Source organism: Bosea sp. AS-1, assembly GCF_002220095.1.
Taxonomy (GTDB): Bacteria; Pseudomonadota; Alphaproteobacteria; order Rhizobiales; family Beijerinckiaceae; genus Allobosea.
In genome coordinates, this window is the sequence record NZ_CP022372.1 from 5,072,230 (window position 1) to 5,097,884 (window position 25,655).

The following is a 25,655-nucleotide window of genomic DNA, read 5'->3' on the forward strand; positions in this document are numbered from 1 at the left end:
TCAGATCGGGACCGCGAGCCCGGTCTTGACCCGGTCCATGGCGACGAAGCTGCGAAACTTGCGGATGTTGGGATTGGCGAAGAAGAGCCGGCGGGTCAGCGCCTCATAGGCCGTCATGCTCGGCACCAGAACGACCAGCATGAAGTCGACCTCGCCGGTGACGTAGTAGCACTGCTGCACCTCCGGCGCCGCCAGGAAGGCGCTCTTGGCGGCATCGATGTCGGGTGCCGTCTCGCTGACCAGCTCGACCTCGACGAAGAGCGTGATCGGATGGCCGAGAGCCGCCGGGTCGACCACAGCGACATTGGCCCGGATGACGCCCTGCGCCTCCATGCGACGGATGCGGCGCTGCACCGCCGGGGCCGACAAGTTCACCTGCTCGCCGATCACCCGCTGCGGGGTCGTGTTGTCCTGCTGGAGGATGGCGAGGATCGCCCGATCGAAAGCGTCGAGTTGGACATCCGGCTCGGCCACGCCGCCCTCCGCGAAACAAACTTGCACAGTGCCAGCGCAGTTTCAGCGCAACTTTCATCGGTTTTGCAATATCCATTCATCAAACGACAGAATGGCGAGGCGACGATGCTGCTGCTCAACACGCACCATGACTACGGGCGCGATCTCGACCCGGTGGATCTCGCGACGCTCGGCCCGGAAGGTGCGGCAGCGATCACACGCCATCTCGCCCAGCGCCCGGGCCATGCGCGGACCCCTCTCCATTCGCTGCCGGGGCTGGCGGCGGCGCTCGGGATCGGCGGGCTCTATATCAAGGATGAGGGCCAACGCCTCGGCCTCGGCAGCTTCAAGGCGCTCGGCGGTGCCTATGCCGTAATCCGGCTGGTGCTGGAGGCTGCTGCCGCCAAGCTCGGCCGGACGCTCGACGATTCCGACATCAACGACCCGGCTGTGCGGGCCGTTGCGGCTGGCATGACCTTCGCCTGCGCAACCGACGGCAACCATGGCCGATCCGTCGCGCAGGGCGCTGAGCTCGTCGGCGCCCGCTCCGTGGTCTTCGTCCATGGCGGTGTCAGCGACGAGCGCGTCGCAGCCATCGCCCGCTTCGGCGCCGAGATGGTGCGCGTCGCCGGCACCTATGACGATTCGATCGTCGAGGCGGCGCGCGTCGCGGCGGAACAGGGTTGGACCGTCGTCTCCGACACCTCCTGGGACGGCTACGAACGCATTCCAGGCCTGGTGATGCAGGGCTATACCGCGATCGCCCAGGAGGCCTTCGATCAGCTTCCCGCGCGGCCGAGCCATGTCTTCGTCCAGGCGGGCGTCGGCGGCATCGCCGCGGCGCTGGCCGCGCAGATGTTGACGCAGTTCGGCGCCGACCGCCCCTTCTTCACCGTGGTCGAGCCCGAGCTTGCAGCCTGCATCTTCGAAGCCGCGCGGCAGGGTCATCCGGTCAAGATCGCGCATGGCGCGCCGACCGTGATGGCGATGCTCGAGTGCTACGATCCCTCGCCCTTGGCACTGCGCGTGCTCTACCGCGCTGCCGACGCTTTCCTCACGGCTGCCGATTCCGACGCGGTCGAGGCGATGAACCGCTTGGCACGACCGGCTTCGAACGATCCCGCGATCGTCGCCGGCGAGAGCGGCTCAGCCGGCCTCGCAGGACTGCTGGCGGCCCTGCACCATCCGCAGACGCGCGCGGCTTTGAAGCTCGACCGCGCGTCCAAGGTCTTCCTCGTCAACACCGAAGGCGCGACCGATCCGGCGCGCTATGCCGAGCTGGTCGGATTGTCACCTGAAGAGGTGGCACGGTGAATCGGCCTCTGGAGAAGGGCGTGGCGCCGCTGCCGCTCTACTCCCAGAGCCATTCGCCCTATGCCCGCAAGGTCGTGGTCTTTGCCCACGAAGCCGGGCTCGCAGAGCGACTCGCGGTGCTGCATCACGAAACCAGCCCGACCAACCGCAACGATGCCGTCTTCGCCGTCAACCCGCTCGGCAAGGTGCCGGTGCTGATCACGCCGGAGGCTGGGACGATCTTCGATTCCCTGGTGATCTGCGACTATCTCGACGGCCTCCACGCGGGGCCACGCCTGATCCCGACCGACGGCCCGGCGCGCTGGGACGCGCTGCGCCTACATGCCATCGCGCAAGGTCTCTGCGACGCCGGCATCGCGTTGCGCTGGGAGACCGAGCGCCGCCCCGCTCATCTGCGCCATCCGCCGCTGGCCGAGGGGCAGGCCGCCAAGCTGGCCGAATCCTACGACGTCATCGAGCGGCAGAACGGGCTCGACGGCCCTATCCATCTCGGCCACATCGCGCTGGCGACGGCGCTTGCCTGGTTGGAATTCCGGGTGCTGCCGGATTTCCGTGCCGGCCGGCCCAAGCTCGCGCTCTGGTACGAAGCCTTCTCCGCGCGCCCGTCGATGAAGGCGACGGATTATTCCGGGGAGACGCAGGATGCTCCGTCGGCCGCTGCCATTGCCGGATGACCGGCTGACGTCGTAGCAGGGACGCGCGGCCCGCCATCCGGCCGCCTGCCGGAGGCCCCCGATGAAGCTTCGTCCCGATACGCTGGCGATGACGGCCGTCCTCGCCATGCTGACGGCGCTGGGCCCGCTCTCGACCGATTTCTACCTGCCTTCGCTGCCCGAAATCGTCCAGGTCATGAGAACGGATGTCGCCGGCGCGCAGGCGACGCTCTCTTCCTTCCTCTTCGGCTTTGCCGCCGGGCAGATCGTCTGGGGGCCGCTGTCGGACCGGCTCGGCCGCCGGCCGATCCTGCTCGCGGGGCTGGGCCTGTTCGCGCTGGCGACACTCGCCTGCGCCTTTGCGCCCTCGATCGAGGCCTTGACCGCGGCCCGCGCGCTGCAGGCGCTTGGCGCCTCGGGGCCGATCGTACTCGGGCGCGCCATGGTCCGCGACCTCTATGAAGGCGCGCGCGCCGGGCGCGAACTGGCCCGGATGGGCACGATCATGGGGCTCGTTCCGGCCATAGCCCCCGTCATGGGCGGCGTGCTGCAGGTCGCCTTCGGCTGGCGCTCGACCTTCATCGCCTCGCTCGCCTTCGCGCTCGGCCTCGCCGCGCTCATTGCCACCGCGATGCCCGAGACGCTGCGGCAACGCTCGCCGCAGCCGCTGTCGTTGCCGGCAATCTTCCGTGGCTACGGTACGCTGCTGCAGAACCGCGCCTTCCGGGTCTATGTAGGCCTGACGGCGCTGGCCTATGCCGGGCTCTTCGCCTTCATCTCGGGCTCGTCCTTCGTGCTGACGGCCGTCTACGGGCTGACGCCGGTGCAGTACGGCTTCTCCTTCGCCTTCGGCGTCTTCGGCTATATCGGGGGCACGATCCTGGCCCAGCGCCTTGTCGGCCGGCGCGGCATGGACGGCGTCATCGCGCTCGGCGTGCTGCTGCTCGCCTTGGGCGGGCTGCTGATGCTCGGCAGCGTCGCCACCGGCGCCGGCGGAGCTTTCGGAGTCGTCTTGTCCTGGGCGGTCTATGCCTGCGGCGTCGGCCTCGTCATGCCGCAGGCCCAAGCTTCCGTCATGATGCCCTTCCCCGAGCGCGCCGGGGCGGCCTCCTCCTTCAGCGGGCTTTGCCAGATGCTGCTTTCGGCCTGCGTCGGGCTCGTCGTCGGCCAGCTGCTGAAGAGCGCCGCGCTGCCCCTGCCGCTGGTAATGTCGACGCTCGGCATCGCGGCCTTCCTGCTGTTCAACCTGACCGGCCGCATCCGCGCGGCCAAGAGCTGACGATCAGCCGCCGAACAGACGCTCGAAGAAGTTCTTCTCCTGTGGCTGTGGCGGCACCCAGGCGCGATCGCCGCCGAGCGGCATCGGGCCGCCCTGCTGCTGCGGCGCGGCCTGCGCGACTGGCGCCTCGATCGGCGTCGGCGCGCCCTGCCAGAAGCCGCCGGGCAGCGGGATCGGCTGCGCCCCGGCATGGGCGAGCTTCATGTACTTGCCCCAGATCTCGCCGGGCAGGCCGCTGCCGGTGACGCGGCGCATCTGCGAATTGTCGTCATTGCCGACCCAGACCGAAGTGACGAGCCGGGCGGTGAAGCCGACGAACCAGGCGTCGCGGTAATCCTGCGTCGTGCCCGACTTGCCGCCGACCTCCCAGCCGGGGATGTTGAACTTGCTGCCGGTGCCACCGTTCATGACGCCGTAGAACATCGTATCCATCATCGCCAGCGGCTGCTTCTGGATGACCGGGCCGAAGCTGTTGGCCTTGCGGGCATAGACGACCTTGCCGTTGGTGGCCTTCACCTCGCGGATGACATAGGGCAGCACCGACTGGCCGCCATTGGCGAAGGTGGCGTAGGCCGCCGTCATCTCGAGCGGCGTCACCTCGGAGGTGCCGAGCGCCAGCGACGGATTGGGCTGAAGCGCCGAGCTGATGCCGAGGCGCTGCGCGGTGCGGACGACCTCACGCGGCGTGACCTCCTGGATCAGCCGGGCCGCGACGGTGTTGAGCGAATGCTGCATCGCGGTGCGCAGCGTCACCGGGCCGCGATAGGAGCGCGAGTAGTTCTCCGGCTCCCAGCCCTTGATCGAGATCGGCGCGTCGTCGCGGATCGTGTCAGGGGTCAGTCCCTTCTCCATCGCCGTCAGATAGACGAAGGGCTTGAAGGAGGAGCCCGGCTGGCGGCGCGCGGCTGTGGCGCGATTGAACTGACTCTTGGTGTAGTCGCGACCGCCGATGAGCGCGCGGATGGCACCGTCCGGCGCCAGCGAGACGACCGCCCCTTGGGAGGCGTGCAGCTTGGCGCCCTGCGCCGCCAGCGCGTCGACGAGGATGGTCTCGGCCGAGCTCTGCAATTTGGTGTCGATCGTCGTCAGCACGGTGACGTCGCCGTCGACCGCACCGATGAAGTCGTCGAGCACGTCCATGACGTAGTCGGCCGCGTAATTGACCGAGCCGGCACCGGTACGCTCCGGCACCTCGGCAGGCGCCGTCATCGCGGTCTTGGCCGCGTCCTGCGAGATGAAGCCCTGGTCGGCCATCGCGGCGATCACGAGCTTTGCCCGCTTCTCGGCCAGATCCGGGTTGCGGTTCGGCGCCAGCCGCGACGGCGCCTGGACGAGGCCCGCCAACATCGCCGCCTCGGCGATCGTCACCGAGCGCGCCGATTTGTTGAAGTAGCGCTGCGCCGCCGCCTCGACGCCATAGGCGCCCGAGCCGAAATAGACGCGATTGAGATAGAGTTCGAGGATCTGGTCCTTGGTGTAGGTGCGCTCCAGCCACAGCGCCAGGATCGCCTCCTGGATCTTGCGGGCGGCGGTGCGCTCCTGCGTCAGAAAGAGGTTCTTGGCGAGCTGCTGGGTCAGGGTCGAGCCACCCTGCACGCCGCTGCGACCGCGCAGATTGTTGACCACGGCACGGGTGATGCCGACCGGATCGACGCCGAAATGGTCGTAGAAGCGCTTGTCCTCGATGGCGACGAAAGCCTTGGGCAGATAGGGGGGCACCTCGCCCAGCGTGATCGTCCGACCGCCTGTCTCGCCGCGATTGGCGAGCAGCGAGCCGTCGGCCGCGAGGATCGCGATGTTCGGCGGCCGGCGCGGCACGGTGAGCTGGTCGATCGGCGGCAGTTGCGAGGCGTAATAGGCCACGACCCCGCCAACGCCGATCACGCACCAGAGGCCGAGCACCATCGTCCAGTAGAACAGGCCGCCGAAGAGCGAGCGCCGCCGACGCCGTCCACGCTTCTTGCCGCCACCACCGCCGCCGCCCGCGCGCTTGTCGCGGCGCGGGGGATTGCGCAGCTGCCGCTCAGGCTCGGTACGGGCCGGAGCCTTCTGAAAGCGGACCGGACGGTCGTCGGGAGAAAGACGCATGTCACCATCATCGCGGCTCTCGCCACGCTCATCGCCAAAGGAGGGCTCGCGCCGCTCGCCTCGTGAAAACCGGTCGTTCATCCTGTCCCGTTCGGCCGAAATCCCGCCCCTGCAAACGATCAGGTCTACAGGATTCAAACATGGCGCTTTCCCGGCTGTTCCGGTAAACCAGTAAACCGGACTCTAGCAATATCAGTTACTTAGCCAATAATTGCATAAGGGTTCGTTAAACGAAATTTGGCGCCAGGTCCGAATTTTACGGGCTGGCGGCCTATTGGTTTTCGTAAAAAACTGGAAAGTTTACTGTTCACGTTCCGTTTGCGTTCAGCCGCGGCGCCGGATTCTTTAGGGCTCAACCAACCACCTAACCCGTGGCCAGGGTCGTCCTGCTTGCGGTCAAGGTGAGTCGGCGGCCCGACTGGTCGGGCCTAGCAACTCTGATTTCCGATAGCTGCCGATATCCTGCCTGCGGGGTCCGCCTCGTCCTGCGCATCGATATCCATCCTCACGGCAGCCCGCCAGGGCGCGCGGGCTGGCCTCTTGTTCGTAGGGTGCGCGGGATGCAGGCCTATAGGCGCCGCACCGGCGCGAACTGCGTCGTAGGCTTCCGCTCTAGCCGATCCTGTTTTCAGGCGCAGCGCCCTAACCCACTCATCGATTTCTGCCGGTGTCGACGCATCAGCCAGCGACTTGGCGTCTCGGAACTTAGCAGCCACGGCGTCAAGCTCGTCTTGTGTCGGTTCGCGGCGGTAGGAAGCGTACACGCCCTCCCAGTCGTATGCCATGATATCGAGCTTTGCAGTCGCGCGCGCCTCCGGAGGAACAGCGTCTAGAGCAGACTGCAGGCAGGCGATCCATTCAATGAGAAGGTCGCCGTCGGGTGTAGCCAATTCCACACTGACGTCGACCATGCCTTCGCTGTTGATGTTCGTCACTTCCCCATCTCCTTCGCTAGATCCACGCCGTAACGTTCTATGTAAGCCAGCAGGCGGGCCATGTACTCCGGCGCCCCGTCGGCGGCATAGCGCTGGCTTGTTCGCTGTGTGACGCCCAGCAGCGGCGCAATCGTCGTCTGATTGTAGCCGAGCCGCTGCAAGGCGGCCCGGTAGGCTTCTGGGGTCATGAGCGCACCACCCGCCAATCAATGCAATTGTCGTTGAAGGCCGCGCCGAAGGCTGAGAACCCTTCGATGCGCGCTGCCGCAAGAGCGGCGCGCACATCGCTCGTCTTGACGACGAGGCGGCGGGTGTAGTTGTCGCCCTGCGCCTTGGTCGACGTGAACTCATATTCAATGATGTAATCGCGCGTCGTGCGGCTCATGTCCGTCTCCTTCAATAAGCCCTTGATACGACAATTTGTCGTATCAAGCAAGCGGAAAACTTGGGCGCCCTACCACTTCTTTTTCGGATCGTCGGAGAGTTCGAAAGCTTGCGAGCGAGCGCGCCCAGCCAGCAGGCCAAGCGACTGCCCGAAGGCGCGCAGACGCTCAGCGTCGCCCTCTTCCTGTATCGCCTCTGCAATCTCGCGGAGCAGGCCCTGAATCCGGTTGTCGGCCATCCGCTCAACAGGGAAGCGGTAAAGCTTGGCCTCCGCCATCACACCTCCTCCGTGTTGCCGACCAGCCAGTAGGCGTCCTTCAACTGCGACACCGGACGAACCTGAACCATCAGATTTTTGGTCTTGGTGTTGATGTAGCGGCTGATGACGCGACCAACCGTGCCGGTTTTTGTGTTGCGGATGAATTCGGCTGCGTTGGTCATGTCCGTCTCCCTTGCTGATGAATCGTTTATACGACAATCCGTCGTACACGTCAATATGTCGTAGCAAAGAAAAAGGCGCCCGAAGGCGCCTTCATTTGAACTTTGCCAGGTGCTCGTTGATCTCCTTGGCGAACCTGCTCTTAGCGCGATTCTCAGCCTTCCATTGGCGAGTGGAAAGGAAGGCGTCAACCTCGCTTCCATCTTCGAGCTTGCGGATGCTGCGCACCCACACGATCGCGCGTTCTTTGCCCTCGGCGTCCGGCATGCTGGTGAGGATCACCTTGTAGTCCTTGCCGTCAATGGTGGTGCGATGCGTCGTGCCCATGTCGTCCTCCGTTCTTGAAATGAACATAGACGACATATTGTCGTACGTCAACATGTCATACGAAAAAATGTCGCAATAAAAAACCCCGCACTAGGCGGGGTTATGCGCGAGTCCGTATATCGCCAGTTTATGCGCATACGCGCATAAACTTGGCGGCAAGCCACTGCATGAACGTTGGCGGCGGCAGAACCGGCCCGCTCTTGCGTTCGGCCAGCAGCGTGCCGGTGTTGTCGAATATTCGCACCTCGCCTGGCCCGAACTCCGCCTGCAGCCGGCGCGCCTGCTCCTGCGGATCCGTGACGACCTCGCCGGCCTCGTTGTAGATGGTGATGGTCATAGGCTGGTCTCCGGTCGCTTGTTGTCGACCTTCGACCAGCAGTCGTCATAAAACGCCTGAGCCGCTGCAAGGTCGCAGCCTTCGTGAAGCACAACCTCGTCAGGGTGCAACTCCATGGCGCGCATCCGATACCCCGCCAGCGGGGACGGAACTAACACCTCGCGATTGCCGATCGTGTGGGCAACAACGAGATAGTATGGTGCTCCGTCACGCGACACTGTGCGCAGTTCGTAGAAGCCCATCTTATAGACGCTCATCACCCCTACTCCGTCGTCACATACGAAGGGTACTGGTACTGCCAGCCTTCGGAATGCGGGATGGGCGCCATCATCAACCCGTCTGGCTGCTCGCCTTCGGGCCACCACGATAGATAGAGCCCCAGAGAGTTGAGCGCGGCGACATAGCGGCGATTCCAATTTCCATCCGCCTCGCCAGCAATCTCGCCAGCTCGGTTCATCTTGTCGATGATGTCGGTCATTCCCGCTCTAGCTCCAATTTCCGCTGCACTTCCTCTAGAACGGCTCGATACGGCTTGATTTCACGCATCATCACAGGCGGCGGAATATCCAGCGGTCGGTCGCCAAATCTGACGCGGCACTCTCCCTCTTTGTAGATGTGCACCCACTCTGACCCGGCCTCCATGCTAAGAAACCCACAGTCGTCATATGTGCAGACGATATTGCCCATCACCCTCACCCCTTCGGAGCCGCGGTCGGCGGCAGCACATAGAAGACAAGCTCGCCGTCGTTGTTGTCGGATCCGCCCCTACCGCGAACCGGCAAGCCCTTCTCCAGATTGGCCTGCGCCTCGCCGGCGGCTTTACGGGCTTTCTCTGTGGCTGGAATAGTGTGCAGCCGTGTCCCGGTTGGTGTCCGCACCAACAAGAGCACGTTGTCTTGATCGACGCTGGCGTGGACCACATCGAACTCACCCGCCGGTGCTGTCTGCACAGCATAACCCAACAGGCTCGAGCCGTAGGCGTAGAAGGCAAGCGGCAAGGCGACCAGCACCGGCACGGCAACAAAGAGCCACCTACGCCGCGACGTCTCCACCAACAACCACGCCAGCGGCGCCAGAACGGCCAGCGTGGCGGCTACGGTTAGGGCTAGCATGGGCGGGGCTCCTGATTGCGGCGTGCCACAAGCCAGGTGTGCAGAGCGACGGCCGCAATTGCGCTTGCCCACATTTTCCCGACGAACTGCCCACCCATGTAATCTAGCGAGCCAAACGCGATCAGAAGAAAGACGGCGCTATCAACTAAGGCCCCGACGACGCCGCTAGCCATCACCGCGAGGGCTAGGCCCCGCTTGCGGAGAGGCTGATACACGCCATAGTCCGCCAACTCGGCCAACACGAACGCGGCGACGGACGCCAGCAAAAGAGTGGGTGGCGCAAACAGCGCCGAAAGGACAGCGCCGACGCCCAAGGCCGCGAACACCCCCGTCGCGCCGTGCCTCTCGTTGATCCAGTCCCGAAGAACAAGAGCAAGCCCGACGAGCAACACGCCGCTTGGCGCCATGAGGCCGAAGCCAACAGGGATCAGGCATGGCCCGCTAGGCACACACACCGAACCGACGTTGCCAATGAGCCAGTTGGCAGCGGGTATCGTGGCGGCGAACAGCAGGAACGGAAGCATCCGACGCAACATCACGCGGTCCTCTCGTTCAGAAACGAGACCGCAGCATCCAACGAAGAGAACACTGCCGAACTATGATACACGAGCCACGGGCTCAGCGGCTTACCGCTTTTGTCGACCACAATGGCGGGGATGCCATTGTCATATGCAAACAGCACCTCCATCGACGTGCCGACTGACGGCTTTTCATAGTAGACGAGCAACGAATCGCACTGCAGGATGTCTGATTTGTCGTTCTCAACGATTTCAGATGCAATGCCAGGCTCAAGTTCGCGCCCACGATAGTCGCGCACCATAGGGTCGAAGCAAATTCCGTCCAGCTTTTTGGCGCAATAGTCCCGCCAGTCTTTTGCTTCTTCGTCTGTGCAGCCATTGATGGGGCCGCAAAGGTAGACTTTCTTACCCAGCGATTGCATTGAACAGGTCTCCCTCGTTGTCATTTGAGGCGCGCAGGCTCCATTTCACTGGGCACTGCACGGCATCTATTCGGCGCGCCATGCGCTCTGGACAGGATGAGGTGTCTTTGAAGTTTCGCGCGACGTTTACGCTGTCGGCACTGGCAAACGGCCATCGATCGCCGCACATCGCCAGTCCGCGCAGCATGTGAACCCAAGGACGCAAGCCACGCCGCTCGAGATGATTGAACGCCTCGTCAGCGCGCCGTTCCCACGCCGGCGAGCCAACCTGCCAATAGGCTCCGGACGAGCCGAAGCAGATGCGCGGCCAAGCATCGGCAAGTTCAAGCAGGTAGTCGAACTCAAGCCCCATATGCCAAACAGGCGCGCCGAGGTGCTTGGGGAACGGCCACTGCTTGACCAGATCGCGCTGCTGCTCAGCCGTGCCGTCGATAACGTCCGGAACGACCGCCCAGTGGGGGTGTCCGAGCCGGCTTTCAAGCCACGAGAAGAAGCGCGCCCAATCCGGCTCCTTGCCACCGCGAAAGAACGTAAAGGCGCCATTGTCCCACATAACAGACTGGCCATGCTGCAAGCACCACTCAGCATCGCCCGGATTGGCGAACGACACGCAGAAGTGCTTGCCGGCCATCTTCATAAGGTCGATGCGCGGCGTAAGCGGTGTGCCGTGGTAGTGAATTGTCACTTCCCCACCATCCTAGTTTGCTGTTCAAACACTTCCGCACTACCATCGGCCCGCACATTCATCGCCGCCAGCGTCCGCTCCTGGCCCTGCGTGTCGAAGGTGACGGCGGACTCTTTGATGACGGAATAGGGGTTCAGCTTCAGCACGCGCATGCGGACGGTTACCGGGGACGCGAGCCGATAGGCGTGCACGTTGAACGTGTAGGTGCCGGGCGCTACCGCCCGCACCGTCACGACCTCGCGTCGGTCGTTTATCGCCCCGTTGCCCGTGCCCGTATTGTCGGTGTCGAGGAACATGACTTCCGTCTTGCGACTGCCGAAGAACACGATCTTTCCGTCCGGCCCCTTGGCGTACAGGTCGACGTCGCTGGCGCTCCCGTCGTCCCACGTCATCTCCACCAAGAACTCGGCCTTCGGCGTCAGGACGCCGGCCGCTGGTTTGGGGTCGCCGAAGACGGAAATCAGCATCATGGCCAGCAGGACACAAACGACCGTCATCGCCATATCGAGAAAGGCCGGCGACAGACCCTCACGCGCTCGCCTCATCACCCACCTCCAAAATCTTGATCTGCGTCTTGAGCGCGATTGCGCACGCCAACCCGACGAGGGAGCAGTGAAGCTTGGTGAGAACGCCGTGAAGGATGGCGGTTTTGAATGCAGGCGATGACGGATCCAGGCCGCTCAAGGAATTGAACGCCACGGCGAGGCCGATAAATGTCCCGAGGAGTCCAATGCGCTCCATGGTGTCAGCCATGTACCAAGTGAACTCGTAATCGCTATCGCCGGCGCGAACCTTCCAGCCCAGCCACGCCGTACAGGCTGCGTAGAGGGCGACAACGGCCAGAGCCAACCCAGTCGCGTCTTGCCGCCACAGCACCGCGCCGTAGCCCAACATAAGCGCCACAGAAGCGCCGACGGCGGTAAGGCAGGTCCACAGCCACCAGCGGGCAATGTGGGCAGGCATGGGCGCCTCCTATTGAATGAGAGTGTTTTCCGCCAGCTGCTCAGCCACCTCGCGAAGCAGGTAGACCAGCCGTTGTGGCGGCATGTAGAAGTCTTGGGTTTTGCCGTCTGCGGTGATGGACATCACGACCCGGCCGCCGCGCTTCCATAGCGTGACTAGCTCGGCTTCGGCGGGCGGCGGGTAGCGGTCCGGCGTTACTGCGCTAGTCGCAGTAACCAGCGACGGGTGGTTGATGATCTCAATCCAACCCGCCATCACTTCGCCCCCACAACAGCAATGAGGGTGTCGAGCTTTTGGCAGACCGCGACACCGACCCAGATAAGCGTCAGCCAAATCACCGCCCGCATCACGCCGCCACCCCGTACTTCAGCTCCAGCAGCAACTGCGCCTCGTGGATGATCTTCTCCACGTCCTCCCTGCCTTTGCCCGTCGGCTTGTCGTGCCGGAAGGCGCGCTTGACGATGTTGGATTCCAGCGACTCCATCTTGTTCTTGACGCAGAATTCGACGGGCTGAATCGCGGCGCCCTTGTAGTGATTGCCGCCGACCTGCTGAGAGAGGGCGCTGCCCGTTGATGCGCCCGGCGCATCAACTAGGCGGTAGGCGACGATGTCTCCGCCGCCGTAGTGGTGCTCCCAGTCCCACGTACCCGCCGCAGCTGTCCAAGTTTCAGCCGGGTCATCATGGTCGTCACGAAACCGCACCGACACCCGCCTGTAGTTGTCCTCCACCGGGCACTCGCCGCCGTTCCATTCAATCCAGTCGGTCATTCCACGCTCCTGAAAGTCATAAGGCGCCACGCGGCTCGGCGTTCGGGATGGCAGCGCCGCCATTCAAAGGCGACGTTGTTCCAGGCATCGACGATGCCGCCGGCGAGGACGATGAAGGGGAAGGCTAGGACCGCAAGGACCACCAAACCCCACACTGCCAGCCCGCGCAGATAGCGGTTGCGGATGGAGAAGATCATGGGGCGCGCTCCATGGAAACGACCCAGCGGCGCCAAGAATTGAGGCCGCTAGAGCAGGCAAGCGCTTGCTTGGCGGCGTCGTCCCAGCCTGTCGCGGGTACGGTCAGCGTCACGTCGCGCGACGGATAGTCGAGGTCGTGACTTTCAAGGTACGGATGTCGTCCATCCAGATGAACGACGACGCGATACGGATACTTCTGCTTGCGCCACCACATCACGCCGCCTTCCTTTCCTGCTTGTGGTTGTCGTTGGCGGCGTCTGGCATCACGACGCGCACGCGACCGACTTCGCCCATGCCCTTGTGGTAGGTGATCGTCTGGAGAGACCGGCCGGACGTGAAACCTGCGCCGAAGTGCCACTCGTCCTGAACAATAGGCGCCTGATGAGACTCGCACACCACGCCGCCGCCTTCAGTCACAAACCCCGACTTATGGTGGACGTGGAAGCCATGCGCGTATCGGTATCGCGTCGCGCCCCACATTACTGGCTGGCGGGCCGCCATGACCTGCGGCATGTCCTTGAGCTTGGTTTCGTCGCCGTGCGTCGCGGCAAGCATCACCGAGCCGTGCTGGTGGTAGAAGAATTTGGACTGGTCCAAGTCGACGGTCACGCGCGGGTCGTCGCGATACCAAGCTGACAGATACCAAGCGATAACCGGCGCCGTCTCGCGGTCGTGATTGCCCTTCAGATTGCGGACAATGACCCGGCCGTTGTGGCGCAGGGCGGCGTCAACCGTGCGCGCCATGAGGCGCCCGGCAACTTCCATGCCCTTCTGGTGGCGACCGTCTACGTCCAGCTTATTGTGCGAACGCTCCGTCTCGTTGCGGTTGTTGTCAGCATGAAGCAGGTCGCCGCCGCCAAGAACCACAGCCACGCCGGCGCGCGGCGAGCGGGCGATAGCGTCCTCAATGCCGTCGCCGATTTCGCGCTCGGCGATTTTCAGATCCCAATCCCGGCCCGTCTCGCGATGCCAGGAGAACATGCGCACATGCCAATCGTTGCACGGCACAAGGTTGAGCAGGTCATCGTCTACGTGCGCAGGAGGCGGCGAGATCGGCGACCGGGGCTCGTAGCCTACGAACGCGGCCTTCAACGTCTCGACAAGGTCAACCGGGTCGCGCTCTTCACCCGTCTTCTGCCACTGCTGGATAATGCGCCCTTCGGCGTCGACCAGCGCAGACACGGCCTTGACCCGGTGGCCCGCGGGAACCTCCCACGCCGCACCGTGCTCCTTAACTTGCTTGATCCAGGCTTCGCCGTCCCTGCTGGCGATGCTCTTAATCGCGAACCCAGGCAGTACAGGCTCAGTGCCCATCAGACCGCGCTCAGCCGCTCGCCGCAGGCGGTTCTGCAATGTGCTGCGCGCGATATCGAGTTGCTGCGCCGTCGCGCGCTGATTGCGCTCGTTGACTTCGTAAGCAGCGACAGTTCGCACAAGTTCTTCGTCGGTAAAGGTCAAATGTCGTTTCCTCGAGTGATTTTGCCGAACACGTCGCAGACATCGCCCCGCTCAAGCGCCGCTGCGATTTCTTGGCGATTGGCGACTGCCCCTGCGCGCCGCATGACGTAATCAACACAGCGCCGACGCTCTGCGAGGACGGCGCTGGCGATGGCGTCGATCAGGGGAATTGGCACGGAGGCTGGATTCTGCCAATCATCGATCGCCCGCTGCGCCGCCATCCAAACGTCAGCCGGTATTTCGGAAGCGGTCACGGCACGCGCTTCCAGATGACCTTGCTGTCATCAAGTGCGGTGAGGAGAAAAGTCAAAAGCGCAACCAAGATTGCAATCGGCCCCATCAATGACAGTAAGCCTAAGATCGCGGCATCTTGCGCAGTAACGTCAAACTCGCGACGCCAGCCGCGTACAAATAACCAGAATGCGAGCGCGCCGGCCGCAGCCCAAATTCCCATAACAGCCGCTAGTTCCATCCCACCCTCCAAAAACAAAAACAGCCCCGCAGCCTCACGGCCACGGGGCTAATCAACACGAGCCAGCAGCATGCAAACGGTGCTGCCCGGCACGATGAAAGAAACCGGAAGGTAGCTGACGCCACCCATCGCGGTCGGAAGCTGCATAAGCGCAGACACAAGGCCGACGACGCGACCATCGGCGTCAAACACCGGGCCGCCGCTCATCCCAGGCGCAACTGTGGCGTCAACCACCATGACGCTTTCCAGACCGCCGACCTTTCGGGCCTTGCCTGCGATTCGTCCGTATGTCGTGATGAATTCAAGGCTGGCTGGGTTCCCAGCCAGCGACACATTCTCGCCGACTGCGGGCTCGCGGCAGCCAAGGCTTGCAACGGAAATGCCCATCTCGTCTTTGATGCGCAGAAGAGCGACGTCGAAGTCAGCGTTAATCCAAAGCACGCGCGCCGCGCGCTCCTTGTCGTCATCCGACTTGACGGTTACGGCCGCGCCGCCAGCAACCACATGCGCCGCCGTGACGATATAGCCGTCTCCGATATATGCCCCGCTTCCGTGCCCTCCGCCTGTGCGGAGCAGCACCGTCGCGCCCGCCAGCTTTACCGCGGGAACGTCGGCAAGGGCAGCATATTCAATGGCGGGCGGCTGGTCGGCGGCTACCAGAGCCGGGGACCCCGCAGCGCAGGAAGCCAGGACAGCACACAAGGCCGTAGACATCAGAAGCTTGCGCATGGGAGTCGCCCTTGGTTAAGACGACTCCGTTATAGCGATGTTTGACGTCAAAAGTCAAGTACTCGTGCGCCGTGGCGCCCGCCCCTCGATCACCCGATCCAGCCGTTCGGTCACGTGCGCGAGCGTGTCGGAAATTCCCTTGATAGCCGCCATAATCTGCTCAGTCTGCTCTCGCAGCCCAGCCTTTGACACGTAAACTTCCGCAACATGGAGTTTGTGGGCGGCCAAGGAGTCCGCAAGGACGTCAACCTTTGTCGATGCCAGTACGGCCGCCTGCATGGCGTCCTGCTTCGCGCGTTGAATTGCCCCGTCTATCTTCCACCAAACGCCCCACAAGGCGCCAAGCACTGTCAAGGCAAAGCCGACTACGGCCATAAGCTCCGGACCGCTCATCGAGGCACCGGAAGGCCAATGACGCCAACAACTGCTTTATGCCGCGCCCGGCATGAGACGAGTTCGCGTCTATCCGAGCCCCAAAGGTTGACGACGTCCTTCTCTGTCAAGCGACGCTTTGGAATCGAAACTGGGCCGCTGCACTCCTTGCGCATCTCATCCGACAACTTCGGCACGACTAATTCAGTCCTAATCACCGGCTTATCGGATCTCGTCGAGCAGCCCGCCGCGCTCAGCGCTAACGCCGCAACCATCGCCATCAGGCAACGCTTCATTCTTGTTCCTCAGTTTTTCATATGCGTCAGCTGCGGCTGCGTCTGCGGCGCCCCGTGCCGCTTCGGCGTCAATGACTCGCTCTGCGATTGTGGCGCGCTCTTTTTCTGCAGCAGCGTTGCTTGTGGCGATTTGCTCGCGCCAATAGGAATCGCGGGTTTCGATTGCAGATGCGACGGCGGCCTCTCGCGCATTGTCGATCGCTGCCATCCCGCGCCAGAAGCCTAGTCCTGCAAGCGCTAGGACGGCGGCGACGACTAGCGCATAGAACGCCGGCTTGCTCAGTGTCAGTCCGAACATCAAAGCCCAGCCTCACACAGTTCCTGCTCGCCGATACGGGTCGCGTCGCCGTTCGTGCGGCGCTTGACGAGGCCTCCGACAACCTCACCACCGGCTCGGTTAAACCGTGTCATGGCCTGGCAGCTCTCTTTGTAACGGCCCTCTCGAGCCAGGCGCGCCGCAGTGGAATTGCAAACCTCACCGACACCGACATTGTAGGACAGCGACACTGCGGCGGCCTGCCAACTTAAGGGCTTGTCTTCGAACCTAGCGATGCATCTAGTCAGCGGAATGTAGAAATCCTGCATGACGCGCTTATCAAGCATCGCGTCACACTCCGCTTTCGTTTTGACCATGCCCGCCGTGACGCCCTTGGTCTCGCCGTAGCAAATGTCCCAGATTTTCGCGTACCGATCCCAGTGGCTCTTTAGGACAAGCCCCTCCCATGGCTGGATCAACGCCGTCGTCGCGAGCGCGACCGCTCCGACCGCGCCAGCTAGCGCGGCCTTCGCTCTCTTACTCATCCAATTTTCCTGAAAGTTCGGGCTGGGCCAGCAACCTGGCGATGGTCGCACCAAGCGACACAAGGGCCGCCAGCGCAGCAAAAAGCCCGCGGTGGAATGGCGGGCTGTCGAAAAACATCGGCAATATGAATTCAATGGCGCCGAGGACTGCAGCCGCCACGTTGAGCTTTATGCTCCACGCATAGCGCAGCACCTCGCGCCAGTTATGGACGCGGGTCATGTGTTCCTAGAAAAAAGTGAGCCGTTGGTGCGCGCGGTGGCTCTGATTTGCTGAAGGACCAGGCAAAAAAGTGGACGAATGGGCGTTGACTTAGCCAATTCGGGATGTAGATTTTCGCCAATCAAACTTGATTAGACGGGGCGGCGGATGAGCGAGACCTCCTTCAGCGAGGACGTCGGTGCGTTATTAGACGATTTAATCGATCGCCTGAAATCCAGGGCCGTGAAAGTGGCCCGCAGCGCCCTTCTATCCCTCTCGGCAGTGGTTGTCGCGACCAGCCAGACCTTCTTCGACTACTCGGCTTGGCGGGTCGGACTTATTGTTTTTCTTCTCAGTTCATTTCGCCACACAAGCTGGCTTGCAGTCGCAATCCTGGCGTGGCTGGTTGTCCTTTACTTTGCTCCGCCCGACATCGCATCCCGGATCGCAATCGTCGCCGCGGCGACGAAGTGATATGCGCAAGGGGCGTCTCGACAGTGTAGTTAAGATTGAATAACAACGTTGCGCGCCGTTTGGTTGACCCGGCGGCGCGCCTAGGTCAGGGTGGGAAGCGACATGAGCGCCTATGATGAGCGCCTGATTGAATGGGCGATGCGAGAAGCCGAGCGCGTCTTGGAGGGACTGTCCATCACGAGCGCCTTGAATGGAACAGATGCCCGCGCTTTCGTACAGCATAAGCTGAAATTCTCCCTCATCGCCTCCGTTCAAAACGCCGACAAGATTGAGAAACAGGTACGAGCACAGATCCGTGCGAGCCAACCGGTCTAGCCCTCACGCCCACTCACGAAGTGGTGGCCGGGGACACAGAGGCGCTTCAGGAACTGCATGGCTCGAATCGTCATGTCGCGACTGACGCCGTCGCGAGCGATGGCGAAATTGATGTCGTCGGCGCGCGGCAAGGTGCGCATTTCCGCTTCTATCTCGCGAGCGAAACCCTTGATCTCGTCAAGGGCGCCCTTCTTCACGATCCAGACCTCATCTGGTGTGTAAGGGCTGCGGACGTTCCCGCCCCTGACCTCAACCTTACCGCTGGCGCGCCGCACGATCTGCGCCTCGAACAGGTCGATCCTGTCCGCTGAAGCGCAACGTAAAGCCCATACTGCCATCGTTAACCCCTCTCAAAGAAATTGCGACCTGCCGTTAGCGCCAAGCGCGCCGATAAACCCGCCGGACATGTTCAGGAACAGGTCGTAGAAGTCAAAAGATGTAGCGGCGACGAGGTTGACGCACTTGCCCTGGATCGTGACATCGACGGCATTCGTCAAATTCAGTTCATTGCCCACCGTCAGAGCCCGGATATCGAGCTGTGTCGTGTTGGTGTTAGCGGCGCCGCCGCCCCCGACATATACGTTGTTGCCGAGCGAGCCTGTGCCTGAATAGATGCCGAGATTGCTGATGTCGCCCTGAACAACATTGAAGAAACCGACCGCGTAACCGCCTGCCGCACCGCACTTGAAGATCTGGATATTGCGGCCGGAAACGACGCGCAGACCCTGTGGGCTGGTGCGGGACTGCCCGTTGCAGACCAGGCCGGATCCCCAAAACCCAGAGCCGATCGCCGTGCAGTAAATGTCCTCGACCTCGAACTGATCGGGCTGCCCGGTCGCATCCCCCTGCAGGTTCATTGCGGAGACGTTTGTCGAGAAGCCGTCCTCGCGCATAAGGGTCAGATGGCGCCATGCGCCTCCGGTAAAATCCCCCGCCCCGTTGCAGTAGAGCAGATTACCGGCCGCCGACGAGATGATTTTACCCGCCTGCGAATGGATGCCCTCGATCGTCATGCCGGAGAGCTTGGCCGGATCGATGACGGTCTTGGCCAGCCACGACCCAGGCGGGATCAGTACGCGACCGCGCCCATAGGCCGCGCGCAGCCGATCAAGGCCGATCGTCAGAGCCGGAACGATGTCTGAGCCAATATTGACCCCAGTCCGCTGCGTCCACGCTCCAGCGCCGTATTGCTCATCCATCAGGTCGCGCAGGTCGATCGTGCAGTCTTTCGGCGCAGCCCAGGCATGGATGTACGTGCTCGACGCGGCGTCCCAGAACAGCCCCTTACCATCGGCCCGTAGCGAGGTGTTGACGTCTGATGCCAAACCGACGGTTATCGCCCTCCACGAGCCACCGCCAGATAGAAACTTGGCGGCATCCCCCGCGGCCGGCGCCGGAACAAGCCCCTTCGTGCCGCCCGATCCGCTGTCGCCCACCACGGCGCTAAGGAGCGCCGTTGCCTGAGATCCAGTCAGGTCTTCAGGATCGCCCGTTCCTGCGGTCGCGCGGCCCTTGAACGTACCATCAGCCATATTGGCGAGCTTGGCATTGCTGACGGCGTCATTATCGATCGTCCACGCCGCGCCGGCCCCCGACACGACGACATCGCCCTTGTCGCCGTCGGTAACCGAACCCGAGGGGCCTTGCGGGCCTCGGATATCGACTGCGCTGGCGATGCTTGAAACAAGCCCCGTCGGCCCGACATAGTCACCCGACGCGGGCTTTGTGCCTGCTCCCCCGACCCAGTCCGAAACCTGAAGGACACGCCGAGCGCTATCCGTGACTACGGCAAGCACGGGCGACCAGCCTTTGTCGCCTTGTGCGCCAGTATTGCCGGTGTTTCCAATCGTTCCTTGCGGGCCGCGGATGTCGACGGCGTCAACGATGTTGGACACCAGTCCAGTGGCACCGACATATGCTCCGACAACCGGCTTGGTTCCCGCACCGCCGACCCAGTCTGCAACTTGCAGAACGCGACGAGCGCCGTCTGAAATCGCAGCGAAGGCTGGCGACCAACCCTTGTCGCCCTGAACGCCTTTTGGTCCGACGGGTCCGATGGCACCGGTAGCAGTGACAACGGCGGTGTTATTGCCCCACGTAACAAAAGCCTTACGGTCCTTGACGCCGCCGACCAGCCGCCCAGGCAGGTCCAGAACAAACCGCACAGCCATAATGCGAGCATGCGTGCCCCCGGTGATATCGACCACGTCCGCCGTGTACTCCCCCCGCGGCCAACCGGTCATGCCGTCCTTGGCATAGGCCACCTCGAGCACATTCGTGCCGGTGATGGTAATGCCGCTGCCGTTGGTAAGTGTGGCCCTAATGGTGCCGGAGGCCCTGTCTTTAATCAGAACCTGAAAGTTGCGACCCGATAGATCGAGGCCGGAAAATTCAAGAACGTAACTAAGGTCTTCGTCAGTCGAAATCGGAAAGAAGAAAATGTCTTTGATCATTAACTTAAGATAGTCCAGTTACGTCTATAGCGGCGTAAAGCCCGAGATTTGTGTAAGCGCCGGCAGTAGCGAAAGCGCCTCCAAGCATTGTGTAAGACGGAGTTATCACGTTGCCACTGGTTCTCAGGCAATACATGAGATTTCTGTATCCAACCCCGCCAATGAAATCACTGCAGAGAGGATTTGAAAGAATAACTGGGACGTAGGATTTGCCGGAAGCACCCGTGAATCCAACAGAACAATTATTCACGGCGCCAAGCTTCATAACTGGAGCATCGGAGTGAAACGTTCTAATCCCAGACGCGTTAAAGACCTCAAGCCCTACGTTGGAATAGGACGCGTCCATAGTGTCGAAAATATAGAATTGGACTGTCTCAGTTACGGCTGTTGCCCCGGGGACAATAAAAATCCAGTTGAACGTCCAATTCGTACCGTCATAGTATTGATGTGTCTTGGCTGGAATTAGCTGCTCCGCCTTGCACCCGATAAGAAGTGCAGCAGACCCGGGAACAGTCATGGAATACGTCATCCCGGCATAGCCAGGCGGGTTTGGTGGGGATGTATAGTAAGCAGTAATCGTTGCCGGAATAACCTGCCTAAACCCGTAGTTCCTCCAGTTTTCGTCAACCTGGACGGTATTATCTGTATTGAAAACAGTTAGACCAGCCGGCACTCAATAAACACCATATTGGATCACCTGCGTACCAACAAACGAAGGAATCGAGTAAGATAAAACGTTACCGGATATAATTACCGATGGCGGATATAGGGTTTCGCCAGGGAAATAAGAACTACCGCCAGAGTTGAACGCATTGCCCATCCAGAACGGAGTTCCGGTTAGTAAGCCGTCGTTCGTAATAGAGCCTGAAGTCCCGGCTCCTGCAATAATAGGATCACCCAAAAACCGCAGGAGCCGTTCGCTAATATCAACCTTCAGATTTCCGAACTGATCGAAAATCTGTAACCCTTGAGGCATTTACCAGATACCCAATCTCACTCGCAGAACGTTGCTAGCGTCGTATACCTGTAATAGAGTGTTGGTGATAACCAGCCTAGCTCCTGTTGCTGCATTTTTAATGGTGACTGTTCCATCAGCGGCGACGGAAAATCTGCCGTTGATGTCCATTGCGCCAGCCGTTACATAGCCCATATTGGCGGTAATCGCCGACAACTCGTCGACATTCATAGCCGTTGCGGTGATCGCTCCGGCCTGCACTGCGGCTGCAGTAATGCTGTTGGCCACATAATCTGCAGCCGCCGCCGGTTCCCACGCCGTTCCGGCTGCGTTCAGATTGTAGAGAACAAGCTTATTGCCTGTGGTCGCGTTCTTGAGCGCAACAACCTTAGGCCCCTGATACCCGAACAAGTCAGGAAGATCAGTAACCAGTCCGACCGGCTCCAAGCCCTCAAAGAAGGCTTGATATTGCAGCGAGCCAGGGGTTGCGTTGCCCAGGTCCAGAACGGCCGGCGCGACGCTGAAGGCGTTTTCTACTTCCGGCCCGAGATATCCCGTCCCGGAAATGCCGCGCGCGCGAATTCGGATAGTTCCGCTGGTCTCGCGTAGGGGGTGCGTGCCGCTGCTGTTGGGGCCGCGATATACGTCCTCGCTGGTTGCCCAGTCGTCGTAGCTGATGCGAACAGCATACTGCGTCGCGCCCGTGCTGCGACCAACGGCCCAGTCCATGAACATCGCGCCGTTGCGCTGCACTGCCTTGGCGCGCACATAGCTAACAGTGACGGATGCGTCGTTCTCGAGCCCACTACTGGGCGGGGGAGGCGGAACAACAATCGGCTCGTCAAGGGCGGACCACACTTGCGGAGCGTCGTAGACCGCCTCGACACCGACCTGCGTATCACCGCTAAAGCTCACCGCACGGATAAGCCAGGCGTCCTGAACCTCTGTCAGCGTGCCGACAACAACAGTCGTCAGAGCCTGTGTCTGGGTGCCCAAAACCTCGTCGAGCGATAGCCCACTAAGTGCTTCAGCCTGCGCGACGTCAGTGGCGTCCAGCGTTAACTGGTCTCCAACCAGCGTTACAGCAACCGGCCCCCATTCCCTGCCGTCGCGGGCTCGGAGGATGGCGTACGGCGATGCTGGCAACTCCATTTCGGAATCGACCGCGAGCACCAGCCCGTCGCGATCCTGCACGCCTGCCGCATAGGTTGCGTCAAAATACCAGTTGTCGATAGCCGCCGAGTCGTTCGGTAGGAACAACCGGCCCGCAAGCTCTGTGGTCAGGCTGCGGCGCTCGCGGCGGTAATAAGCTGTCGCCGCCGCCCACGTCGCAATGTGGATGGCGTGCGCGCCATCTGTAACGCCCGTTGCCGACATCCGTTTGGGGGTCAGCGTTTGCGTGCCGAAAGTGACACGCTTTTCGCGCCTGCGCTTCGGATCACCATCCGCATACCACTCGACAATGACGTCAGCAGAGCCGTCGTTAATGTCGAGGTTGAATGTCTGGCCGCTGGAATCCGTCAGGATTTGTCGTCGGCTGATGACGTGCTTTCGAACCGCTTTCGGCTCATCGCGGACAAGGGTCCAGATGCTGCCCAGTCGAAGCGGCGATGCCCGCATAACGCCGAGGACAGTCGTTGCGGCTTCATAGACCGAAACTGGGCCACGGATAATCGCGCTAAACCGGTCATATTCTGACAGGTTGTCAGAATAGAATTTGAACCGGTCCAGATCCAAAAGGCCGTCATCGATAGCGGCGCCATAATCAGTGTTTCGAAGCACATCGACCGCGGCCCAGACGGCCTTGTCGGTTTCCTCTTCGACCCAGCCAGTAGTGCCACCATACCAGACGGGGAGGACGCGGCTCGTCAGAACCTCAACGTCACCATAAGTTGTGACGCCAAGCTGCTTGCCGGAGCGAATCCGCATGGCAAGCTCGGTCACGCCCGGGCGCGTGATGGTTTCAGCGTTATGGGACCGAAGCCCCTCCCAGACGATTGCATTGGTGACTTCTGCGTCGAAGCCAGACGGATGCGAAACCGTATCCGCTGCCCCGATGTTTCGTGCGCGGACCGTGTAGCGCCCTGATGGCACGTCAACGAGTCGCGTGAACCGCATCGGGCGCGTTGACAGCGTGTTTCCGCCGTCCGCGTAAAGCGTCGTAAATGCACCGGTAGGTGTGCCGTCCTCGTCGCACGGGGCGTACTCGAAAATGACGCCCCAGTCAGTCGGGTACTGCTTACCCTCAAACTTGCCGCTCTGCGGGATAGCGTAGCAGCCAGACGCCAGCGAATAGTCCAGCTGAATGCGTGTCTGCAGCGGCGCGTCGGCTCCAAAATCAAACGGACCCGCATAGTTCGGAAAATCAGCAGCCTTCGGGATTTGGTTGTTGCTGACCGCCTGAACACTGACGACAGAGCCGGGGACAAGCGAAGAAACGCCCCCCGGCGAGATGACTTCAACAGCAGCACCAGTGAACGGCGGCGTAAGTCCGCCGGTAGCAGTCCACATGGTGACGCCGGAAACGCGGATGGCCTTAACGGCATACTTGCCGCAGCCAAGCGTCATGCGCTTGTAAAGAACCTGATCGTCGCCGTCGTATGTGGTGTAGTCCGGCTGACTAAGGTCCGGCGCGTTCCAGCACTTGCCATAGATGACCGGAATTCGGTCTCCGCTGCGCGGCTGGTTGCCGCCGCCCGCAACGCCATAAACTGGCCGGTTGTCAGTGTCGTCAGCCTTGGCCTTCGTCGCCTTCGACAGTAGGTATGATGCGCCCGCCAGCAAGGCCGTCGTGCCGGCTGCCCAGATGACCCCGCCTACCGACGATGTCGCCGCCAGCCCGAGCGCGCCGTTCAGCGCGGCAATGCCCCAGAACTGTCCGACCGCGACAAGGGCGATAGCCGCTACGACGAGCCCGATTGACGCACCCTTGGATCCGCCGCCCCCGCCCCCAGAAGCGCCGCCGCCGCCCATAGGTAGATAAACAATAACGACCGTGTCGTGTTTGCGAACACTGGTGCGCGACCACGTCTTTCGCAGGCAGATAGAGACATCCGCGGCGCTGTCCGCGCGCTTGCGCCTGCACAGCGACACGATGAACGGTCGGCTTTTGTCAGCATGTGCTTTGACGACGGCAGAAAGCAGCCGCCGCCCTTTAGACAGCACGATGCGCTCGCCGGCCTCAAGGCCGTCACAGCGACGAAACAGAATGTCAGCCATTTAATCCGGAATGTAGAATCCGCTAACGACCCAGTTCCGGGCGCGTAGCTCCATCAAAGACTCGAACACGACGCCGTGCGGGTCGTCGGTATGAAGAATGCCGCCTACATCGACGGCAAGATAAACACCGCTGTGAATGGCGGCTCGCTCAGGGCCGTGCCCTTGGCGCGTCATGAAGACCACCGCGCCGTGCTTTGGCGCCTCTACGCGATGCCAGCCCTTGTGCCTGTCACGCCGCTGCATAAGCTTCGCGATTCCTACCTTGCTGCGGGGGTGCTCAATGACCGCAGGCAGAGTGCGCCCGAATATGTCGGCTTGGGCACGGCGCACCAGTTCCCAACAGTGAAGGCCGGTGTAGCTGTATGGCTTGCCGATGTTGGCTGTGATGAATGCGGCGGGGGTCACTGATTGTACAATGCAGGATATGTGTCCAAATCATAAGTCCGCTTCGGAAACGCCTGCATTTCGACCTGTTCGTAATACAGATCGCCCTCGGCACTCAGAGCATTCACGGTAACGGATCCCATCTTCAGACCGTTATATTCGTCGGGATGGTTGAGATCGTTCGTCGAATAGCACCGATACGTCACACTAAACGGCTGGTCCGACGAGATTGCATCGCGAAGTGCTTGCTGCAGAATGCGCGAGACGTTGTCGACTCGAATGCGGGCCTTTGACGATCCGCCCTCATCGAACCCCGGGCGCTGGAAACTGAAATCGACGACCGTAAAAGTGGCTGTTGGATTTCCGGGGACGGGTAAATCAAGAGTTTCGTACTCACCCGGAATACGGACTCCCTTAACAAAGCGAAGTGGCGCTTCTAGCGTTGGATGATTTATCTCGATCGTATCGTAAAGATCGCCGGAGACGTCGACAGCCGCGTACGCCTCCTCGAGCGCTTGGCTGAGGGCCATAAACTACCAATTCCAAACAATAAGCGTGAAACTAACGCGCACTAAAGGCGCTTTACTGAAATCGCAGGTCCACGAGCCATCCTTAATCAGGCACGTGCGCTCGAGATAACAGCCATTGGGGC

Annotated in this window: 39 protein-coding genes; 6 read left to right on the forward strand and 33 right to left on the reverse strand. The window is 61.8% G+C overall.

Annotation, left to right across the window (positions count from 1 at the left end; translation table 11 throughout):
• Window positions 1-474, reverse strand: a complete 474-nt coding sequence (locus CE453_RS25940; RefSeq protein WP_089177216.1) for an Lrp/AsnC family transcriptional regulator — start codon at window positions 472-474, stop codon at window positions 1-3.
• A gap of 105 nt (window positions 475-579) precedes the next feature.
• Here CE453_RS25940 and CE453_RS25945 point away from each other — a divergent pair, with 105 nt between their 5' ends.
• From CE453_RS25945 to CE453_RS25955, 3 genes are all read left to right on the forward strand, one after another.
• Window positions 580-1,767 (forward strand): diaminopropionate ammonia-lyase, encoded by a 1,188-nt coding sequence (locus CE453_RS25945; protein WP_089178151.1) that lies wholly within the window; start codon window positions 580-582, stop codon window positions 1,765-1,767.
• Between the two features lie 29 nt (window positions 1,768-1,796).
• Window positions 1,797-2,441 (forward strand): glutathione S-transferase family protein, encoded by a 645-nt coding sequence (locus tag CE453_RS25950; protein WP_089178152.1) that lies wholly within the window; start codon window positions 1,797-1,799, stop codon window positions 2,439-2,441.
• Between the two features lie 61 nt (window positions 2,442-2,502).
• A complete protein-coding gene (locus CE453_RS25955; protein WP_089177217.1) occupies window positions 2,503-3,699 on the forward strand; it encodes a multidrug effflux MFS transporter in 1,197 nt (398 codons plus the stop codon).
• Between the two features lie 3 nt (window positions 3,700-3,702).
• Here the strand turns inward: CE453_RS25955 and CE453_RS25960 are convergent, their stop codons facing one another.
• The 28 genes from CE453_RS25960 to CE453_RS26095 all read right to left on the reverse strand — a co-directional run bounded on the left by CE453_RS25960 (window position 3,703) and on the right by CE453_RS26095 (window position 17,224).
• Entirely contained in the window at window positions 3,703-5,868 is a 2,166-nt protein-coding gene (locus CE453_RS25960; protein WP_248307888.1) for a transglycosylase domain-containing protein, read from the reverse strand.
• Between the two features lie 347 nt (window positions 5,869-6,215).
• Window positions 6,216-6,722: a hypothetical protein gene (locus CE453_RS25965; RefSeq protein ID WP_089177218.1), complete on the reverse strand. Its 507-nt coding sequence runs from the start codon at window positions 6,720-6,722 to the stop codon at window positions 6,216-6,218.
• Entirely contained in the window at window positions 6,719-6,910 is a 192-nt protein-coding gene (locus CE453_RS25970; protein WP_089177219.1) for a hypothetical protein, read from the reverse strand. Before CE453_RS25970 ends, CE453_RS25965 begins: the two co-directional genes overlap by 4 nt.
• On the reverse strand, window positions 6,907-7,107 hold the full coding sequence (locus tag CE453_RS25975) for a hypothetical protein (protein ID WP_089177220.1): 201 nt from the start codon (window positions 7,105-7,107) through the stop codon (window positions 6,907-6,909). The genes CE453_RS25970 and CE453_RS25975 overlap by 4 nt, the downstream gene beginning before the upstream one ends.
• Window positions 7,108-7,176: 69 nt before the next feature.
• Entirely contained in the window at window positions 7,177-7,383 is a 207-nt protein-coding gene (locus CE453_RS25980) for a hypothetical protein (RefSeq protein ID WP_089177221.1), read from the reverse strand.
• Window positions 7,383-7,547, reverse strand: a complete 165-nt coding sequence (locus CE453_RS28815; protein WP_157733197.1) for a hypothetical protein — start codon at window positions 7,545-7,547, stop codon at window positions 7,383-7,385. The genes CE453_RS25980 and CE453_RS28815 overlap by 1 nt, the downstream gene beginning before the upstream one ends.
• 91 nt (window positions 7,548-7,638) lie before the next feature.
• Window positions 7,639-7,872, reverse strand: coding sequence for a hypothetical protein (locus tag CE453_RS25985; RefSeq protein WP_089177222.1), 234 nt, complete (start codon window positions 7,870-7,872; stop codon window positions 7,639-7,641).
• Between the two features lie 127 nt (window positions 7,873-7,999).
• Window positions 8,000-8,209 (reverse strand): hypothetical protein, encoded by a 210-nt coding sequence (locus CE453_RS25990; RefSeq protein WP_089177223.1) that lies wholly within the window; start codon window positions 8,207-8,209, stop codon window positions 8,000-8,002.
• Window positions 8,206-8,466 carry a hypothetical protein gene (locus CE453_RS25995; protein WP_089177224.1) on the reverse strand — a complete coding sequence of 87 codons (261 nt, stop codon included), beginning with the start codon at window positions 8,464-8,466 and terminating at the stop codon, window positions 8,206-8,208. The genes CE453_RS25990 and CE453_RS25995 overlap by 4 nt, the downstream gene beginning before the upstream one ends.
• Before the next feature lie 5 nt (window positions 8,467-8,471).
• Entirely contained in the window at window positions 8,472-8,687 is a 216-nt protein-coding gene (locus CE453_RS26000) for a hypothetical protein (protein ID WP_089177225.1), read from the reverse strand.
• Window positions 8,688-8,901: 214 nt separating this feature from the next.
• Window positions 8,902-9,321: a hypothetical protein gene (locus CE453_RS26010; protein ID WP_089177227.1), complete on the reverse strand. Its 420-nt coding sequence runs from the start codon at window positions 9,319-9,321 to the stop codon at window positions 8,902-8,904.
• Window positions 9,315-9,857: a VUT family protein gene (locus CE453_RS26015; protein WP_089177228.1), complete on the reverse strand. Its 543-nt coding sequence runs from the start codon at window positions 9,855-9,857 to the stop codon at window positions 9,315-9,317. Before CE453_RS26015 ends, CE453_RS26010 begins: the two co-directional genes overlap by 7 nt.
• Window positions 9,857-10,261 carry a nucleoside 2-deoxyribosyltransferase gene (locus tag CE453_RS26020; RefSeq protein ID WP_089177229.1) on the reverse strand — a complete coding sequence of 135 codons (405 nt, stop codon included), beginning with the start codon at window positions 10,259-10,261 and terminating at the stop codon, window positions 9,857-9,859. The genes CE453_RS26015 and CE453_RS26020 overlap by 1 nt, the downstream gene beginning before the upstream one ends.
• Window positions 10,245-10,946, reverse strand: a complete 702-nt coding sequence (locus tag CE453_RS26025; RefSeq protein WP_089177230.1) for a hypothetical protein — start codon at window positions 10,944-10,946, stop codon at window positions 10,245-10,247. Before CE453_RS26025 ends, CE453_RS26020 begins: the two co-directional genes overlap by 17 nt.
• The gene (locus tag CE453_RS26030) at window positions 10,943-11,491 is read right to left on the reverse strand and encodes a hypothetical protein (RefSeq protein ID WP_089177231.1); all 549 of its coding nucleotides are present in this window, start codon (window positions 11,489-11,491) and stop codon (window positions 10,943-10,945) included. Before CE453_RS26030 ends, CE453_RS26025 begins: the two co-directional genes overlap by 4 nt.
• The gene (locus tag CE453_RS26035) at window positions 11,475-11,909 is read right to left on the reverse strand and encodes a MotA/TolQ/ExbB proton channel family protein (RefSeq protein WP_089177232.1); all 435 of its coding nucleotides are present in this window, start codon (window positions 11,907-11,909) and stop codon (window positions 11,475-11,477) included. The genes CE453_RS26030 and CE453_RS26035 overlap by 17 nt, the downstream gene beginning before the upstream one ends.
• Before the next feature lie 9 nt (window positions 11,910-11,918).
• Window positions 11,919-12,164 carry a hypothetical protein gene (locus CE453_RS26040; RefSeq protein WP_089177233.1) on the reverse strand — a complete coding sequence of 82 codons (246 nt, stop codon included), beginning with the start codon at window positions 12,162-12,164 and terminating at the stop codon, window positions 11,919-11,921.
• A gap of 91 nt (window positions 12,165-12,255) precedes the next feature.
• Window positions 12,256-12,678, reverse strand: coding sequence for a hypothetical protein (locus CE453_RS29020; protein ID WP_198302215.1), 423 nt, complete (start codon window positions 12,676-12,678; stop codon window positions 12,256-12,258).
• Window positions 12,675-12,875: a hypothetical protein gene (locus CE453_RS26050; protein ID WP_089177234.1), complete on the reverse strand. Its 201-nt coding sequence runs from the start codon at window positions 12,873-12,875 to the stop codon at window positions 12,675-12,677. Before CE453_RS26050 ends, CE453_RS29020 begins: the two co-directional genes overlap by 4 nt.
• Window positions 12,872-13,090 (reverse strand): hypothetical protein, encoded by a 219-nt coding sequence (locus CE453_RS26055; RefSeq protein WP_089177235.1) that lies wholly within the window; start codon window positions 13,088-13,090, stop codon window positions 12,872-12,874. Before CE453_RS26055 ends, CE453_RS26050 begins: the two co-directional genes overlap by 4 nt.
• Window positions 13,090-14,334, reverse strand: a complete 1,245-nt coding sequence (locus tag CE453_RS26060) for a helix-turn-helix domain-containing protein (protein WP_157733198.1) — start codon at window positions 14,332-14,334, stop codon at window positions 13,090-13,092. Before CE453_RS26060 ends, CE453_RS26055 begins: the two co-directional genes overlap by 1 nt.
• Complete coding sequence (locus CE453_RS26065; RefSeq protein WP_157733199.1) at window positions 14,331-14,588, reverse strand: hypothetical protein; 258 nt, start codon at window positions 14,586-14,588, stop codon at window positions 14,331-14,333. Before CE453_RS26065 ends, CE453_RS26060 begins: the two co-directional genes overlap by 4 nt.
• Window positions 14,585-14,806 carry a hypothetical protein gene (locus CE453_RS26070; RefSeq protein WP_089177237.1) on the reverse strand — a complete coding sequence of 74 codons (222 nt, stop codon included), beginning with the start codon at window positions 14,804-14,806 and terminating at the stop codon, window positions 14,585-14,587. Before CE453_RS26070 ends, CE453_RS26065 begins: the two co-directional genes overlap by 4 nt.
• Window positions 14,807-14,854: 48 nt before the next feature.
• Window positions 14,855-15,535, reverse strand: coding sequence for a S1 family peptidase (locus CE453_RS26075; protein WP_089177238.1), 681 nt, complete (start codon window positions 15,533-15,535; stop codon window positions 14,855-14,857).
• A 54-nt stretch (window positions 15,536-15,589) separates the two neighbouring features.
• Window positions 15,590-15,928 (reverse strand): hypothetical protein, encoded by a 339-nt coding sequence (locus CE453_RS26080; protein WP_089177239.1) that lies wholly within the window; start codon window positions 15,926-15,928, stop codon window positions 15,590-15,592.
• Window positions 15,929-16,129: 201 nt separating this feature from the next.
• Window positions 16,130-16,501, reverse strand: a complete 372-nt coding sequence (locus CE453_RS26085; protein WP_089177240.1) for a hypothetical protein — start codon at window positions 16,499-16,501, stop codon at window positions 16,130-16,132.
• Complete coding sequence (locus tag CE453_RS26090) at window positions 16,501-17,004, reverse strand: lysozyme (RefSeq protein WP_089177241.1); 504 nt, start codon at window positions 17,002-17,004, stop codon at window positions 16,501-16,503. Before CE453_RS26090 ends, CE453_RS26085 begins: the two co-directional genes overlap by 1 nt.
• The gene (locus CE453_RS26095; RefSeq protein ID WP_089177242.1) at window positions 16,997-17,224 is read right to left on the reverse strand and encodes a DUF7940 domain-containing protein; all 228 of its coding nucleotides are present in this window, start codon (window positions 17,222-17,224) and stop codon (window positions 16,997-16,999) included. Before CE453_RS26095 ends, CE453_RS26090 begins: the two co-directional genes overlap by 8 nt.
• Window positions 17,225-17,371: 147 nt before the next feature.
• Between CE453_RS26095 and CE453_RS26100 the strand changes: the two genes are divergently transcribed.
• On the forward strand, window positions 17,372-17,677 hold the full coding sequence (locus CE453_RS26100; RefSeq protein WP_089177243.1) for a hypothetical protein: 306 nt from the start codon (window positions 17,372-17,374) through the stop codon (window positions 17,675-17,677).
• A 102-nt stretch (window positions 17,678-17,779) separates the two neighbouring features.
• Window positions 17,780-17,992: a hypothetical protein gene (locus CE453_RS26105; protein ID WP_089177244.1), complete on the forward strand. Its 213-nt coding sequence runs from the start codon at window positions 17,780-17,782 to the stop codon at window positions 17,990-17,992.
• Here the strand turns inward: CE453_RS26105 and CE453_RS26110 are convergent.
• From CE453_RS26110 to CE453_RS26120, 3 genes are all read right to left on the reverse strand, one after another.
• Entirely contained in the window at window positions 17,989-18,330 is a 342-nt protein-coding gene (locus CE453_RS26110) for a hypothetical protein (RefSeq protein WP_089177245.1), read from the reverse strand. The two genes, CE453_RS26105 and CE453_RS26110, sit on opposite strands and share 4 nt — an antisense overlap.
• Before the next feature lie 12 nt (window positions 18,331-18,342).
• A complete protein-coding gene (locus tag CE453_RS26115) occupies window positions 18,343-20,445 on the reverse strand; it encodes a collagen-like domain-containing protein (protein WP_089177246.1) in 2,103 nt (700 codons plus the stop codon).
• 976 nt (window positions 20,446-21,421) lie between these two features.
• Entirely contained in the window at window positions 21,422-24,619 is a 3,198-nt protein-coding gene (locus CE453_RS26120) for a host specificity factor TipJ family phage tail protein (protein WP_089177247.1), read from the reverse strand.
• Window positions 24,620-24,709: 90 nt separating this feature from the next.
• On the opposite strand from CE453_RS26120, the gene CE453_RS28820 reads away from it, so the two are divergent.
• Window positions 24,710-25,027 (forward strand): hypothetical protein, encoded by a 318-nt coding sequence (locus CE453_RS28820; RefSeq protein WP_157733200.1) that lies wholly within the window; start codon window positions 24,710-24,712, stop codon window positions 25,025-25,027.
• On the opposite strand, the gene CE453_RS26130 is transcribed toward CE453_RS28820, so the two are convergent.
• Entirely contained in the window at window positions 25,021-25,533 is a 513-nt protein-coding gene (locus CE453_RS26130) for a DUF1833 family protein (protein WP_089177249.1), read from the reverse strand. The genes CE453_RS28820 and CE453_RS26130 overlap by 7 nt on opposite strands.
• Window positions 25,534-25,655: the final 122 nt, after the last annotated feature.

Coding starts and splice junctions, on each gene's coding strand:
- CE453_RS26055 (WP_089177235.1), bottom strand. CDS start 13,090: ATGTGGTGGCGCAAGCAGAAGTATCCGTATCGCGTCGTCGTTCATCTG.
- CE453_RS28820 (WP_157733200.1), top strand. CDS start 24,710: ATGAAGAATGCCGCCTACATCGACGGCAAGATAAACACCGCTGTGAAT.
- CE453_RS29020 (WP_198302215.1), bottom strand. CDS start 12,678: ATGACCGACTGGATTGAATGGAACGGCGGCGAGTGCCCGGTGGAGGAC.
- CE453_RS26090 (WP_089177241.1), bottom strand. CDS start 17,004: ATGAGTAAGAGAGCGAAGGCCGCGCTAGCTGGCGCGGTCGGAGCGGTC.
- CE453_RS26050 (WP_089177234.1), bottom strand. CDS start 12,875: ATGATCTTCTCCATCCGCAACCGCTATCTGCGCGGGCTGGCAGTGTGG.
- CE453_RS26070 (WP_089177237.1), bottom strand. CDS start 14,806: ATGGAACTAGCGGCTGTTATGGGAATTTGGGCTGCGGCCGGCGCGCTC.
- CE453_RS26015 (WP_089177228.1), bottom strand. CDS start 9,857: ATGTTGCGTCGGATGCTTCCGTTCCTGCTGTTCGCCGCCACGATACCC.
- CE453_RS25955 (WP_089177217.1), top strand. CDS start 2,503: ATGAAGCTTCGTCCCGATACGCTGGCGATGACGGCCGTCCTCGCCATG.
- CE453_RS26075 (WP_089177238.1), bottom strand. CDS start 15,535: ATGCGCAAGCTTCTGATGTCTACGGCCTTGTGTGCTGTCCTGGCTTCC.
- CE453_RS26130 (WP_089177249.1), bottom strand. CDS start 25,533: ATGGCCCTCAGCCAAGCGCTCGAGGAGGCGTACGCGGCTGTCGACGTC.
- CE453_RS26080 (WP_089177239.1), bottom strand. CDS start 15,928: ATGAGCGGTCCGGAGCTTATGGCCGTAGTCGGCTTTGCCTTGACAGTG.
- CE453_RS25970 (WP_089177219.1), bottom strand. CDS start 6,910: ATGACCCCAGAAGCCTACCGGGCCGCCTTGCAGCGGCTCGGCTACAAT.
- CE453_RS25975 (WP_089177220.1), bottom strand. CDS start 7,107: ATGAGCCGCACGACGCGCGATTACATCATTGAATATGAGTTCACGTCG.
- CE453_RS26040 (WP_089177233.1), bottom strand. CDS start 12,164: ATGGCGGGTTGGATTGAGATCATCAACCACCCGTCGCTGGTTACTGCG.
- CE453_RS25995 (WP_089177224.1), bottom strand. CDS start 8,466: ATGAGCGTCTATAAGATGGGCTTCTACGAACTGCGCACAGTGTCGCGT.
- CE453_RS26035 (WP_089177232.1), bottom strand. CDS start 11,909: ATGCCTGCCCACATTGCCCGCTGGTGGCTGTGGACCTGCCTTACCGCC.
- CE453_RS26105 (WP_089177244.1), top strand. CDS start 17,780: ATGAGCGCCTATGATGAGCGCCTGATTGAATGGGCGATGCGAGAAGCC.
- CE453_RS26010 (WP_089177227.1), bottom strand. CDS start 9,321: ATGCTAGCCCTAACCGTAGCCGCCACGCTGGCCGTTCTGGCGCCGCTG.
- CE453_RS26085 (WP_089177240.1), bottom strand. CDS start 16,501: ATGTTCGGACTGACACTGAGCAAGCCGGCGTTCTATGCGCTAGTCGTC.
- CE453_RS25990 (WP_089177223.1), bottom strand. CDS start 8,209: ATGACCATCACCATCTACAACGAGGCCGGCGAGGTCGTCACGGATCCG.
- CE453_RS25945 (WP_089178151.1), top strand. CDS start 580: ATGCTGCTGCTCAACACGCACCATGACTACGGGCGCGATCTCGACCCG.
- CE453_RS28815 (WP_157733197.1), bottom strand. CDS start 7,547: ATGACCAACGCAGCCGAATTCATCCGCAACACAAAAACCGGCACGGTT.
- CE453_RS25960 (WP_248307888.1), bottom strand. CDS start 5,868: ATGAACGACCGGTTTTCACGAGGCGAGCGGCGCGAGCCCTCCTTTGGC.
- CE453_RS26120 (WP_089177247.1), bottom strand. CDS start 24,619: ATGGCTGACATTCTGTTTCGTCGCTGTGACGGCCTTGAGGCCGGCGAG.
- CE453_RS26000 (WP_089177225.1), bottom strand. CDS start 8,687: ATGACCGACATCATCGACAAGATGAACCGAGCTGGCGAGATTGCTGGC.
- CE453_RS26020 (WP_089177229.1), bottom strand. CDS start 10,261: ATGCAATCGCTGGGTAAGAAAGTCTACCTTTGCGGCCCCATCAATGGC.
- CE453_RS25980 (WP_089177221.1), bottom strand. CDS start 7,383: ATGGCGGAGGCCAAGCTTTACCGCTTCCCTGTTGAGCGGATGGCCGAC.
- CE453_RS26100 (WP_089177243.1), top strand. CDS start 17,372: ATGAGCGAGACCTCCTTCAGCGAGGACGTCGGTGCGTTATTAGACGAT.
- CE453_RS26115 (WP_089177246.1), bottom strand. CDS start 20,445: ATGATCAAAGACATTTTCTTCTTTCCGATTTCGACTGACGAAGACCTT.
- CE453_RS25985 (WP_089177222.1), bottom strand. CDS start 7,872: ATGGGCACGACGCATCGCACCACCATTGACGGCAAGGACTACAAGGTG.
- CE453_RS26030 (WP_089177231.1), bottom strand. CDS start 11,491: ATGAGGCGAGCGCGTGAGGGTCTGTCGCCGGCCTTTCTCGATATGGCG.
- CE453_RS26110 (WP_089177245.1), bottom strand. CDS start 18,330: ATGGCAGTATGGGCTTTACGTTGCGCTTCAGCGGACAGGATCGACCTG.
- CE453_RS26095 (WP_089177242.1), bottom strand. CDS start 17,224: ATGACCCGCGTCCATAACTGGCGCGAGGTGCTGCGCTATGCGTGGAGC.